12 protein-coding genes are annotated in these 12,679 nt (G+C 66.4%); 6 read left to right on the top strand and 6 right to left on the bottom strand.

Translation table 11 applies throughout. From position 1 onward, the window contains the following. From metG to ABZD10_RS07950, 3 genes are all read right to left on the bottom strand, one after another. Nucleotides 1–1,473, bottom strand: a 1,473-nt coding sequence (gene metG / locus ABZD10_RS07960; protein ID WP_372885666.1) for a methionine--tRNA ligase, incomplete at its 3' end; no start/stop codon positions are given. 63 nt (nt 1,474–1,536) lie between these two features. After that, nucleotides 1,537–2,784: an MFS transporter gene (locus ABZD10_RS07955; RefSeq protein WP_372885664.1), complete on the bottom strand. Its 1,248-nt coding sequence runs from the start codon at nt 2,782–2,784 to the stop codon at nt 1,537–1,539. 164 nt (nt 2,785–2,948) lie between these two features. Continuing rightward, a complete protein-coding gene (locus ABZD10_RS07950; protein ID WP_372885663.1) occupies nt 2,949–3,578 on the bottom strand; it encodes an ImuA family protein in 630 nt (209 codons plus the stop codon). A 132-nt stretch (nt 3,579–3,710) separates the two neighbouring features. Between ABZD10_RS07950 and speB the strand changes: the two genes are divergently transcribed. The 3 genes from speB to ABZD10_RS07935 all read left to right on the top strand — a co-directional run bounded on the left by speB (nt 3,711) and on the right by ABZD10_RS07935 (nt 6,419). Next, a complete protein-coding gene (speB, locus tag ABZD10_RS07945; RefSeq protein WP_372885661.1) occupies nt 3,711–4,670 on the top strand; it encodes an agmatinase in 960 nt (319 codons plus the stop codon). A 107-nt stretch (nt 4,671–4,777) separates the two neighbouring features. Further along, nucleotides 4,778–5,821: an aldo/keto reductase gene (locus ABZD10_RS07940; RefSeq protein ID WP_372885660.1), complete on the top strand. Its 1,044-nt coding sequence runs from the start codon at nt 4,778–4,780 to the stop codon at nt 5,819–5,821. Nucleotides 5,822–5,924: 103 nt separating this feature from the next. Further along, nucleotides 5,925–6,419 (top strand): hypothetical protein, encoded by a 495-nt coding sequence (locus tag ABZD10_RS07935; RefSeq protein WP_372885659.1) that lies wholly within the window; start codon nt 5,925–5,927, stop codon nt 6,417–6,419. Here ABZD10_RS07935 and ABZD10_RS07930 read toward each other — a convergent pair. Genes ABZD10_RS07930 through ABZD10_RS07920 form a run of 3 tightly spaced genes read right to left on the bottom strand, consistent with a single transcriptional unit; the run spans nt 6,398 to nt 9,305 of the window. After that, entirely contained in the window at nt 6,398–6,946 is a 549-nt protein-coding gene (locus tag ABZD10_RS07930; RefSeq protein ID WP_372885657.1) for a TadE/TadG family type IV pilus assembly protein, read from the bottom strand. The two genes, ABZD10_RS07935 and ABZD10_RS07930, sit on opposite strands and share 22 nt — an antisense overlap. Nucleotides 6,947–6,951: 5 nt before the next feature. Beyond that, complete coding sequence (locus ABZD10_RS07925; protein WP_372885656.1) at nt 6,952–7,476, bottom strand: TadE/TadG family type IV pilus assembly protein; 525 nt, start codon at nt 7,474–7,476, stop codon at nt 6,952–6,954. Next, on the bottom strand, nt 7,473–9,305 hold the full coding sequence (locus tag ABZD10_RS07920) for a pilus assembly protein TadG-related protein (protein ID WP_372885655.1): 1,833 nt from the start codon (nt 9,303–9,305) through the stop codon (nt 7,473–7,475). Before ABZD10_RS07920 ends, ABZD10_RS07925 begins: the two co-directional genes overlap by 4 nt. A 314-nt stretch (nt 9,306–9,619) precedes the next feature. Here ABZD10_RS07920 and ABZD10_RS07915 point away from each other — a divergent pair, with 314 nt between their 5' ends. From ABZD10_RS07915 to ABZD10_RS07905, 3 genes are all read left to right on the top strand, one after another. Continuing rightward, nucleotides 9,620–11,050, top strand: coding sequence for a Glu/Leu/Phe/Val dehydrogenase (locus tag ABZD10_RS07915; protein WP_372885654.1), 1,431 nt, complete (start codon nt 9,620–9,622; stop codon nt 11,048–11,050). 2 nt (nt 11,051–11,052) lie between these two features. After that, on the top strand, nt 11,053–11,649 hold the full coding sequence (locus ABZD10_RS07910; protein WP_372885653.1) for a DUF6151 family protein: 597 nt from the start codon (nt 11,053–11,055) through the stop codon (nt 11,647–11,649). A 142-nt stretch (nt 11,650–11,791) separates the two neighbouring features. Continuing rightward, on the top strand, nt 11,792–12,679 hold an 888-nt coding region (locus tag ABZD10_RS07905; protein WP_372885651.1), incomplete at its 3' end, for an FAD-dependent oxidoreductase.

Here is a 12,679-nt window from a genome sequence, read left to right as displayed (position 1 = left end):
GCGGATCTGCATGGCGGCGGTCTCGGGGTCGGTCTTGAAGGTCGACCAGGGCGCCGCAGTTTGCAGGTATTCATTGCCCGCCACCCAGATCGCCCGCAGCTCCTGAGACGCCTTGCGGACGTTGATCGCCTCCATCTCGGCCTCGTAGGCGCTGATGCGCTGCGTCAGCTCCGCCACCAGCTGCGCCTCGCGCGGGCCCGTCTCGCCGCCCTCCGGCACCGCCTCGCCGAATTTCGAGCGGCAGAACTTGGTCACCCGGCTGACGAAATTGCCCAGCACGTCGGCCAGATCCTTGTTCACCGATTGCTGGAAGTTCTCCCAGGTGAACTCGCTGTCGCTGCTTTCGGGCGCGTGGCTCAGCAGCCACCAGCGCCAGTAGTCGGCGGGCAGGATCTCCAGCGCCTGATCCATGAACACGCCGCGCCCGCGCGAGGTCGAGAACTGGCCGCCGTCATAGTTCAGATAGTTGAAGGACTTGATGTAATCGACCAGCTTCCAGGGCTCGCCGGAGCCCAGGATCGTCGCCGGGAAGGACAGGGTGTGGAAGGGCACGTTGTCCTTGCCCATGAACTGGGTATAGGTGACGTCCTCGGCGCCCTTGTCGGTGCGCCACCAGCGCTGCCAGTCGTCGCCCTTGCCGGCATCGACCCATTCCTGGGCGCAGGCGATATATTCGATCGGCGCGTCGAACCAGACGTAGAACACCTTGCCCTCCATGCCCGGCCAGGGCGCATCGCCCTTCATCACCGGCACCCCCCAGTCGAGATCGCGGGTGATGCCGCGGTCTTGCAGCCCGTCGCCGTCATTCAGCCATTTGTTGGCGATCGAGGTGGTCAGCACCGGCCAGTCGGCCTTGCTGTCGATCCAGGCCTGAAGCTTGTCGCGCATCTGGCTCTGGCGCAGGAACAGGTGCTTGGTCTCGCGCTCCTGAAGGTCGGTGGCGCCGGAGATGGTCGAATGCGGTTCGATCAGGTCGGTGGGGTCAAGCTGCTTGGTGCAATTGTCGCATTGGTCGCCGCGCGCCGAGTCAAAGCCGCAGTTGGGGCAGGTGCCCTCGATATAGCGGTCGGGCAGGAAACGGCCGTCGGTGGGCGAATACATCTGCTTTTCGCTGACCTCGCGGATCAGGCCGGCGGCGTCGAGGCGGCCGGCGAAATGCTGGGTCAGGGCGTGGTTCTGCGGGCTGGAAGAGCGCCCGAAATGGTCGAAGGACAGGCGGAAGCCCTCGGCGATCCGCGACTGGACGGCGTGCATCTCGGCGCAGTATTCGGCCACCGGCTTGCCGGCCTTGGCGGCGGCCAGTTCGGCCGGGGTGCCGTGCTCGTCGGTGGAACAGAGGAACAGCACCTCGTGGCCGCGCGCGCGCTGGTAGCGGGCGAAGAGATCGGCGGGAAGCTGGCTGCCGACGAGGTTGCCCAGATGCTTGATGCCGTTGATGTAGGGAATGGCCGAAGTGATGAGATGGCGCGCCATGGTTTGTCCTCTGGTCTCGTGTCGCGCCTCGTCTAGCCCAAAGCGCGCTTCAGTGCCAGAGGGTTAAGCACCCCCTTCCGGCGGCGGCGGGCGCCTTTCGCGCTGGCGCCCGGTGAGACGGCCGATGAGGAAGGAGGTGCGCGGCGCATAGACATAGCGGGTGCGGTTGCCGCCCGAGTGGCGCACCCGCATGCGGCCGAGGCCGAAGAGGATCAGGATGCCATGCCCGGCGGCGATCATCACGAACAGGGCCGGGGGGCCGAAACGGTCGATCAGCCCCGAGGCGAACAGGGGCGCGGCAATGGCGCCGAGGGCATAGAAGAACATCAGCGCCGCCGAAAGCTCGACCCGCTCTGCCGAGGTGGCAAAGTCATTGGCATGGGCGGCGGCGACGGAATAGATCGGAAAGGCGGTGAGCCCGAACAGCCCGGCATTGAGCAGGATGATGGCATAGCTCGAACTGCCCAGCCAGATGGTCACCCCGCAGGAGACCACGGCCGCGGCCGAGAGCCAGATCAGCACCCAGCGGCGGTCGAACTTGTCGGCCAGCCAGCCGACGGGGTATTGCGCCAGGGCGCCGCCCAGCACGAAGGCGGCCAGGAACCAGGCGATCTGGGGCGCCGCCAGCCCGACCTCGGCGCCATAGATCGGCCCCACCATGCGGAAGCTGGCCGAACTGAGGGCGGCGACGATGACCCCGGCGGCGGCCAGCGGCGAGCGCCGCACCGCCAGCATCGGGCGCAGGCGCGGCGCCGAGGGGGTCTCGGGCTGGGCCGAGCGGGTCAGCGTCAGCGGCAGCAGCGCCGCGCAGCAGATGATCGCCAGCAGGTTGTAGGACACGTAGGAGGCCGGTTCCAGCACGCCGATGACCAGCTGCGCCGCCAGCGAGGCCCCGAGGTCGACGATGCGGTAGACGCCCATCGCCCGGCCGCGGGTCTCGTTGGTGACCCGCGATTGCAGCCAGGCCTCGACGATGGTGTAGCAGCCGGCGACGCAGAGCCCCGAGGCGATCCGCATCGCCGCCCAGGCCAGCGGGTCAAGCCACAGGAAATGGGCAATGAGCCCGATCGCCCCGGCGGCGGTAAAGGCGGCGAAGGCGCGCGAATGGCCGACGCTGCCCATCAGGCGCGGCGCCCACCAGCAGCCGATGAAGAAACCGAGAAAATGGGCCGATCCGAGCAGCCCGATCTCGGCGGTGCTGAACCCGAGGGCGATGCCCGAGAGCACGTCCAGCGGCCCGACGCCCCCCGAGGAGAGCTGCAAGAGCACCACCGACAGGAACAGGGCCGAAAAGGAAATCATCATGCGCATAATCCGCCAGCATGCGGCGTGCGGCGCGCAGGGCTTGCGGGTTTTCGACAGGGCGGCGTCGTTTTTGCCCCATCCTGCCGTTTCGCGCCGGATGGCGCCGGATGGTGCCGGATGATGCGGGGCGGTGGCGGCGCCCGGGGGCAGGGGGCCTGTCCGGCGCGGGATCAGGCCGAGCGCCGGTCGCGCTCCGCCTCCGCCTCTGCCTCTGCCGCCGTCAGACGCGCCGGGCCGGGCAGGCCGCCGACATGCCAGGCCCGCGGCGGCGCGGTGCGAGCGCGCAGCCGGCAGAGCCGCCAGCCTTCCCGCTGGTGCGCGCCATCCATGCGCCAGCGGGTCTCGATCCCGGGCGCGCCGCCGTTGCCGGGGGTGAGCAGCAGGCCGGTCGGCGTCGCGCCACCCTCGCGGGCCCCGGTTTCGGCCGCCAGATGCATGCGCCGCACCGCCGTCAGGCCGGGGGGGGCGGGAAGATCCGCCACCGCCAGCGCCACCGCGCCCGCGCGCAGCACCTCCTCCATGCACCACAGCACATCCTCGGGCCGTTGCGGGGTCACGAAGATGAAGCGGCCCGGGTCGACGAAGCCCCGCATGCCGTCGGGGTTCAGCCGCGCCCTGTTCCAGGCGGGGGCAATCCAGAACACCGGGCCTGTGGTCTGCATCGCCAGCCACAGGGCAAAGGTGGCGCGGGCATCGCCACAGGCCTCGTGCAGCCGGGCCCGGGGCAGGCCGAGGCCCGGGGCCAGTTCAAGCGCGGGGCGCTCGCGCCGGGGCGCGCGTGTCAAAAGCCGAGTCGTCATGCGGCCAGCCTAGCATGTTCGCATTTTGTTCTCAATTGGCGCAGACCCGTCCCGGCCGCAATTCCCTCTTGCCCCGGCGCCGAAAACCGCTCAGGCTGCGGCCTGAAGACCAGGGGGGAGCAGGGGGGAGCAATGTCGGGTCACGGATATGAAAGCGGCAGGCTGAACCTGCCATTCGTCGGGATTTCCACTTTCGCCAAGCGCGCCTATGTCGCCGATTGGGGCAGCATCGAGGCCGATGTCGCGGTGCTTGGCGCGCCCTTCGATTTCGGCACCCAGTGGCGCTCGGGGGCGCGTTTCGGCCCGCGCGGCGTGCGCGAGGCCTCGACCCTGTTCAGCTTCGGCCACGCCGGCGCCTATGATCACGAGGACGACGCCACCTACCTGCCGGCCGAGGTGCGCATCGTCGACATCGGCGATGCCGATATCGTCCATACCGACACCCTGAAAAGCCACGCCAATATCGAGGCCGGGGTGCGCGCCATCCTTCGGGCCGGGGCGCTGCCGGTGGTGATCGGCGGCGACCATTCGGTGAACATCCCCTGTATCAACGCCTTCGACGATCAGGGCGAGATCCACATCCTGCAGATCGACGCCCATCTCGATTTCGTCGACGAACGCCACGGGGTGCGCTTCGGCCATGGCAACCCGATGCGCCGCGCCGCCGAGAAACCCCATGTCAGCGGGCTGACCCAGGTCGGCATCCGCAATGTCTCTTCGACCGCCAAGGACGGCTATGACGCCGCCCGCGCCATGGGCAGCGACATCCTCTCGGTGCGCCAGGCGCGCAAACTGGGCCCCGCCGGCGTCATCGACCGCATCCCGCAGGGCGCCCGGGTCTATGTCACCATCGACATCGACGGTTTCTGCCCCTCGATCGCGCCGGGCACCGGCACGCCCAGCCACGGCGGCTTTCTCTATTACGAGGTGCTCGAGATGATGCAGGCGCTGGCCGAACGCCACGAGGTGGTGGGCATCGACCTGGTCGAGGTGGCGCCCGACTACGACCCGACCGGCGGCACCTCGATCCTCGCCGCCCAGATCCTGCTCAACCTGCTCGGCTTCATCTTCCACGCCCGCAGCCGGCGCTGAACGGCCCTTTTTCTCTTGCCTGAAATATCCCGGGGGGCGTCGGCTTTTGCCCAAAAGACGACGCGGGGCAGCGCCCCGGCCCGGCCCGAAACACACAGGAGCGACAGATGAAAATGAACCCGCTCGGCCGCAGCGGCATCAAGGTCTCACAGTTCTGCCTCGGCAGCATGACCTTCGGCACCCAGACCCCCGAAGCCGAGGCCCATGCCCAGATCGACATGGCGCTGGCGGCGGGGATCAATTTCGTCGACACCGCCGAAATGTACCCGGTCAACCCGCTGAGCCCCAAGACCACCGGCCGCACCGAAGAGATCATCGGCCGCTGGTTCGAAAGCTCCGGTCGCCGCGACGCGGTGGTTCTGGCCACCAAACATTCCGGCGCCGGCTACAAGGGCGCCCGCGACGGGGCGCCGATCTCGGCCGCGACCATCGCCGAGGCGGTCGAAGGCTCGCTGCGCCGCCTCAAAACCGATTACATCGATCTCTACCAGTTCCACTGGCCCAATCGCGGCTCCTACATGTTCCGCCAGAACTGGCGCTACGACCCCTCGGCGCAGAACCGCGCCGAGACGCTGGCCCATATGCAGGAGGCGCTGGACGCGCTTCAGCGCGAAGTCGACAGGGGCCGCATCCGCGCCTTCGGTCTCAGCAACGAAAGCGCCTGGGGCACGGCGCAGTGGCTGCGGCTGGCCGAAGCGGGCGGCGGGCCGCGCGTGGCCTCGATCCAGAACGAATACTCGCTGCTGTGCCGCCTTTTCGACACCGATCTGGCCGAGCTTGCCGTCAACGAGGATGTCGGGCTGCTGGCCTTTTCGCCGCTGGCCGCCGGTCTGCTGACCGGCAAGTACCAGGGCGGGGCGCTGCCCGAGGGGTCGCGCAGATCCATCGTCGACAACCTTGGCGGGCGGGTCACGCCGCGGGTCTTCGGGGCCGTCGCCGCCTATCTCGAGATTGCCGCCCGGCACGGTCTCGATCCGGTGCATATGGCGCTGGCCTTCACCGTGCAGCGGCCGTTCACCGGCAGTTCGATCTTCGGCGCCACGCGGCTGGCGCAGCTCGAGCATGTGCTTGCGGGGCTCGAGCTGCGGCTCGGCGACGAGGTGCTGGCCGACATCGATGCCGCCCACCGGCAGCATCCGATGCCCTTCTGAACACAGCCCTAGTGAAACCGCGCTTCGGGGCCGCCGCACGTCCGTGGGCCCTTGAGCCCGACCCGCCGAATGCGCTAGGGCTGGGCCAAGGAAAGGGACCAACATGAGCAATGACATTCTGGCGACCGTGCGCGCCTCGGGGCCGCGCCGCTGGCTGGGGGTGGGGGTGCTGAGCCTGCTTGGCGCGATCCTGCTTTATCTGGGCCTCACCATGCCCTCGGGCGCGCTGCACTGGCAGCTGTTTCTCATCGTGCTGGGCGCGGCGGCGCTCTGGGTGGCCGAGAAGACCCGCCGCGCCACCGAACGGGTGGTCGAGCTGACCGCCGAGGGGCTGCGCGACAACGGGGGCGAGGTGATCGCCGCCCTCGACCAGATCACGCGGATCGAGCGCGGCATGTTCGCGATGAAACCCTCAAACGGGTTCCTGGTCCGGCTCAAGACCCCGGTCGGGCGGCGCTGGCTGCCGGGGCTGTGGTGGCGCCTCGGGCGCCGGGTCGGCATCGGCGGCGTCACGCCGGGGGCGGAAACCAAGGTCATGGCGCAGATGCTCGAAGCGATGATCGCCGAACGCGCGGCTCAGGATTCCCAGACCAGCTGAGGCGCGAAACGCGGCCGGGTGAAGACGAAGGTCTTGATCACCTGGTCGCCGAGCCCGACCTTGAGTGCGGGCTCATAGGTCGAAAGGGTCTCGACCAGGATCATGGTCTCGCCGTCGGACATGGTGGGCAGGTCGCCGACGATCTGGTTCATCGCCGAGCCGTCCATCGCCTGCATGTTGCCACGGGTCTTGGACCATTCCAGCGCATGGCTCTTGTTGGCGCCGGAATAGCTGATCACCGTGACCCGCAGCCCCGAGGCCGAATCCGACCGCGCCAGCAGGTCCAGCAGGTTCTTGGCGCCGTCGAGATAGGCATCGTCGATGGCATTGGTCTCGCGCGACAGCATGTCCGAGATCGTGAAGGCCGCCTTCTCGGTGGTCGACCGTGTCCGGTAGGCGTCGAAGAACACCCACATGGCCACCATCGCCCACAACAGCACCGGCAGGATCACCGCCGCCTCGACCGCCACCGATCCGCCGGTGTCACCTGAAAAACGGCGCAGGAAGGTTTTCAGTTTTCCAATCATGCCCGTTACCTCGGTTCCTGGACAAAGGCCGATTTCGCCACGATGGCGCTGTCGCCGGCGCCGTCGCGCTGCAACAGCGCGCTGATCCCGAGATCGGTGAACATCGGGGTGAACTTGGCGCAGGCGCGCAGGATCATCAATTCGTTGTCCATGCCATGCGAGAAAGAGACCACCGGGTCGACCTCTTCGGCGCGATTGGTGCAGGTCGCCTTGGCCGGGATGCCGGCCCAGGCGCGGGGGTCGACCAGATACATCTCGAGCGCCAGGTTGTTGAGACAGTCGGGCACCACGTTGGTTTCGCTGCACAGCATTTCCCGCAGCTTCTGGTGCGAGGGCGCGCTGCCTGTGGTCAGGCGGATCTCGCGCACCACCACGTCCAGCGCCCGCTCCAGCAGCGCCGAGCGCACCGTCATCACCCCCAGTTCGATCGAGGACAGGAGGATGAAGAAGAACACCGGGAACATGATCGCGAATTCGATCGAGGCATGGCCGGCATCCTCCTTGCGGAATCGTTTCAGGAAGCGCGTCATTGGGTCAACTTCAGCTGAGCGATGGACGAGGCGATGGCGGCGAAGGCGTCCTTGATTTCCAGCCCGTCGACGTCGAAGTAATGGTTGTCGGAACTGGCGCAGTCCTGCAGGATCGCCTGCCCGGACGAAGGCGCCTCGAAACCGATGGTGAAGACGATGATGTCCTCGGCCTTGGCGGCGTCGCAGATCGCCTTGGTGCGGCTGTTCTTGATCGAGGAGCTGACATAGCGGCGCACGGCATAATACCAGTCGGACCAGGCCTGGCTGTCATCCATCCAGGGTTCGTAGTTCTCTTCGACGTTCCATTTCAACGAGGTATAGGCCCAGAGGTCCGGGTATTGCAGCTGCACGGCCTCGCCGTCTTCCGAGACCGTGGTGATGACCTCTTCATAGGTCTTCTTGGTGCCCCATTTCTTGCAGTTTCCTTTGCGGTTGTACCGCTTGCAGTACTCTTCGACATGTTCGACCCACTCGGTCGTGGTGATCTCGCCGTTGCCATAGGGGTGGTCGGCCCATTGGTTCGTATCCGGCCAGTAGTAAAGGTCGTCGTCATAGGCGCCGTTGCCGTTCTTGTCGTAGCGGTCGGTGCCGGCATAGACCGAATAGACCTCTTCCTGGTCGTTCCACCAGATGTCGGAATCGCCGCTGCGGTAGCCGTCGTTGACGTAGTATTGCGAGGTGTTCTGCCCGTCGGTCATCAGCACGATGACCTTGAGCGAGGTCTCGCCGCCGTCCTTGCCATAGGGGCGCCCGGTGAAATCGGAGGAGACCGCGCCCTGTTCGATCATGTAGCCGATCGAGGCCCGGGTCGAGGAATCCAGCAGCGCGGCGCCCCATTTCATGCCGAGGTCGATCGAGGTGTTGCCGGTGGCGTAAAGCCCGTCGATATAGGATTTCAGCGTCGCCACGTCGCCCTGAAGAACCATCGCCTCGCTGGCGCTGTCGGCGCGGCAGACCGGAGACTGGACCAGTTCCTTGGGGTCGTTGTCGCGCCCGTCATAATAGCTCCAGGGGCTGAAATGCAGGGCCTGGGTCCAGCGGTCTGCGGGATCGAGCGCGGTGGTGGCAAAATCGTCATCGTCGAAATGGATGCAATGCGAATAGCCCTGCTGGCTGGCGGCCTTGTCCGAGGTGCCGCCGTCAAGGGCGGTCTCGACGTCCACATCGCCGGTGACCGAGGCGTTGAGCGTGTCGAACAGGGTCTCGGGGATCGACACCTGGGTGGCATAGGGGATGATCGAGACCGACAGCGCGCCTTCCTCGGAGTTGTCGGCCATGGTCTCGATGAAATCCTTGGCGGCGATCTTGAGGTTGGTCAGCCGCGAATTGGAGTTCATCGAGCCCGAGACGTCGAGCACCAGCGAGATCTCGAGGTTTCCGATCCGCTCTTCGGCGCGGCCCGAGGCCGGCACCGCGACCTTGTCGATGCCAAAGACCTTGATGAAATGCGTCTTGATGTCCATCGAGGCGCTGGCCTCGACGACGCGGTAGTTCAACCCGTCGTCGACCGTGACGCTGGCCAGGTAGTCGGTCATGCCGGACTTGGCGAAATAATCCTCGACCACGGCCTGGGGGTCGCGCTCTTGGTTGAGGTCGGCGGCAGCGAGAATGGCGCGGTCCAGCGTGTGCTGCAGGCGGGTGCGCTTCATCTCGGAGCGGATCACGTCGATGCCGACGCCGCCGATCATCAGGATCATGATGAACAGAAAGACCGCAAAACCGACCAGAACCCCGTCTTCGTCGCGGGCAAAGCGCCGCAGCCAGCCCGCGCAGGCACGCGAGGCGCGCTGCGGAATCCCGGTCTGCGGATGTCTCCTGTGAAGACGCATTCTGTCACCAATTGCTCGCGGCGCTCGCGCCAGCACGACCTGAGGCCGCGCCCATTGCGCCACAGGCTTTCTGCGCGCCAAATGGGGCAGAACTGCGGCGGAACTGGTGCGGTTGTTTGATACCGCCGGGATTGATGCCTGCGGGTGGACGATCTGGCCGGGGTCTGCCGATTGTTTCGATTTTCGCAAATTGCCCGGTATTTCAGCGGAAAGCCGAAATACCCTCTCGCCACCTGCGACGGAACCGGCTTAGGCTGCGCTTGAGGCCGGGGCTGCGGCGTTGAGTCGCAATTCCGTTTTGCAGGAGGTGAAAGATGAGCATTTCGAAAGAGCCGAGTTTCAGAGAAAGCGTGGACCTGATGTTCAACCGCGCGGTGGCGCTGATGGATCTGCCGCCGGGGCTGGAGGAAAAGATCCGGGTCTGCAACGCGACCTACACGGTGCGCTTCGGGGTGCGGCTGCGGGGGCAGATCCAGACCTTTACCGGCTATCGCTCGGTGCATTCCGAGCACAAGGAACCGGTCAAGGGCGGCATCCGCTACGCGATCGGCGTCAACCAGGACGAGGTCGAGGCGCTGGCGGCGCTGATGACCTACAAATGCGCCCTGGTCGAGGCGCCCTTCGGAGGCTCCAAGGGGGGGCTGCGCATCGACCCGCGCAAATACGAGGAATACGAGCTTGAGCTGATCACCCGGCGTTTCGCCTATGAGCTGGCCAAGCGCGACCTGATCCACCCCAGCCAGAACGTGCCGGCGCCCGACATGGGCACCGGTGAACGCGAGATGGCCTGGATCGCCGACCAATATGCGCGCATGAACACCACCGAGATAAATGCCATTGCCTGCGTCACCGGCAAGCCATTGAATGCAGGGGGGATTTCCGGCCGTGTCGAGGCCACGGGACGGGGCGTGCAATATGCGCTGCGCGAGTTCTTCCGCGACAAGCGCGACATGGAGAAGGCCGGTCTGACCGGCACGCTGGATGGCAAGCGGATCATCGTTCAGGGGCTGGGCAACGTCGGCTATCACGCCGCCAAGTTCCTCAGCGAAGAAGACGGCGCCAGGATCACCGGCATCATCGAGTGGGACGGCGCGCTTTTCAACGAAAAGGGGCTGGATGTCGATGCGGTGCGGGCCTGGATCGTCAAACATGGCGGGGTCGCCGGTTTCCCGGACGCGGTGCACAGCAGCGACGGTGCCACGGTGCTGGAAGAGGACTGTGACATCCTGATCCCGGCGGCGCTGGAGGGGGTGATCAACCTGACCAACGCGGCGCGCATCAAGGCGCCGCTGATCATCGAGGCGGCCAACGGCCCGGTCACGGCCGGTGCCGACGCGGTGCTGCGCGAAAAGGGCACCGTCATCATTCCCGACATGTATGCCAATGCCGGCGGTGTCACCGTGTCCTATTTCGAATGGGTCAAGAACCTCAGCCACATCCGCTTCGGCCGCATGCAGCGGCGCCAGGAAGAGGCGCGCCACCAGCTGATCGTCGACGAGCTGGAGAGCCTGTCCGAGGTGATGGGCAAGAAATGGTCGCCGAGCCCTGATTTCAAGCAGAAATACCTGCGCGGCGCGGATGAGCTGGAGCTGGTGCGCTCGGGGCTCGATGACACCATGCGGATCGCCTATCAGTCGATGCGCGACGTCTGGCACAGCCGCGACGATGTCGATGACCTGCGCACCGCTGCCTATCTGGTGGCGATCGAGAAGGTCGCCGCCAGCTATCGCGCCAAGGGGCTGTAACCTTGTCGGAAATCGCGCTGTCCTGCCGCTGCGGCACCCTTGGGGGGGTGCTGCATCACGGCGCCGGTGCCGGCAGCCGGGTGCTGTGCTATTGCCGCGACTGCCAGACCGGGGCCCATGCGCTGGGCGCCGGCGATCTGCTGGATGCGCGCGGCGGCAGCGCGATCTTCCAGACCATCCCGGCGCGGGTCGAGATCACTTCGGGCCGCGACCGGCTGGCCTGTCTGCGCCTGTCGCCCAAGGGGCTGATGCGCTGGTACGCCGCCTGCTGCGATACGCCTTTGTTCAACACGCTGGGCACGCCGCGCCTCTGTTTCGTCGGGGTGCTGGAACATGCGGTTGCGCCCGGCGCGCGCGATCATCTGGGGCCGCTGGTCTCGGTCGCCAATACCGGCGGCGCGCGGCCCGGTGAGCCGGCGCCAAAGCCCCGCGGCGTGGCTTTGGCCGGTTTCAACATCGTCAGCCGGCATTTCGCGGCGCTGCTGCGCGGCCGGCGCACGACGCCCTTTTTCAAGGCCGACGGCAGCGCGGTGGTCGCCCCCCGGGTGCTGAGCCTTGACGAACGCCGGGCCGCGACGCCGCCGCATCTGGCCGGTTGACCTGCCCGGCGCAAGTGGTGTTTTTGCATCTCATCGCCTTGATGCGACCACTCCTGTCGCAAACAGCTAAACCACTGCGGTTCGCGCATTGCACTTTCTGCGCAGGAAGGGTTTCATCTGACCCGTCTGATGGGAGGTGAACATGCGCTTTTCGGGCTGGAAGGTCATCAAGGAGGGGCTCTCGGGGAACCGCGGCTGGCAGGCGCATTGGCGCGATGCCCAGCCCAAGGCGCAGTATGACGCCATCATCATCGGTGGCGGCGGCCACGGGCTGTCGACCGCCTATTACCTGGCCAAGAACCACGGGCTGACCAATATCGCGGTGCTGGAAAAGGGCTATCTCGGGGGCGGCAACGTCGGGCGCAACACCACCATCGTGCGCGCCAATTACTTTCTTCAGGGCAATTCCGAATTCTATTCGCATTCTCTGAAACTGTGGGAAGGGCTTGAGGCCGAGCTGAACTACAACGTCATGCATTCCCAGCGCGGGCTGATCAACCTGTTCCACTCGGACGGGCAGCGCGATGCCTTTGCGCGGCGCGGCAACATGATGGTGAACCAGGGCGATGATGCGATCCTCCTGGACCGCGAAGGGGTGCGCAAACATCTGCCCTATCTCGATTTCGAACAGACCCGGTTCCCGATCTATGGCGGGCTTTACCATCCGCGCGGCGGCACCGCACGCCATGACGCGGTGGCCTGGGGCTATGCGCGCGGCGCCTCGGATCGCGGCGTCGATCTGGTCCAGAACTGCGAAGTCACCGGCATCGACATCGAAAACGGCGTGGTCAAGGGCGTGCAGACCACGCGCGGGCCGATCCGTGCCGGCAAGGTCGGCATTCTGGTCGCCGGGCGTTCGGGGCAGCTGGCGGCGATGGCCGGGCGGCGGCTGCCGATCGAGAGCCATGTGTTGCAGGCCTTTGTCACCGAAGGGCTGAAGCCGGTGATCGACAATGTGGTCAGCTTCGGCATGGGGCATTTCTATATGAGCCAATCCGACAAGGGCGGGCTGGTGTTTGGCGGCGATCTG

This window comes from Shimia sp. (assembly GCF_041624275.1).
Taxonomy (GTDB): domain Bacteria; phylum Pseudomonadota; class Alphaproteobacteria; order Rhodobacterales; family Rhodobacteraceae; genus Shimia.
Note: the sequence above shows the minus strand (reverse complement) of the source record. Positions and strands in the feature narration are given on the sequence as shown.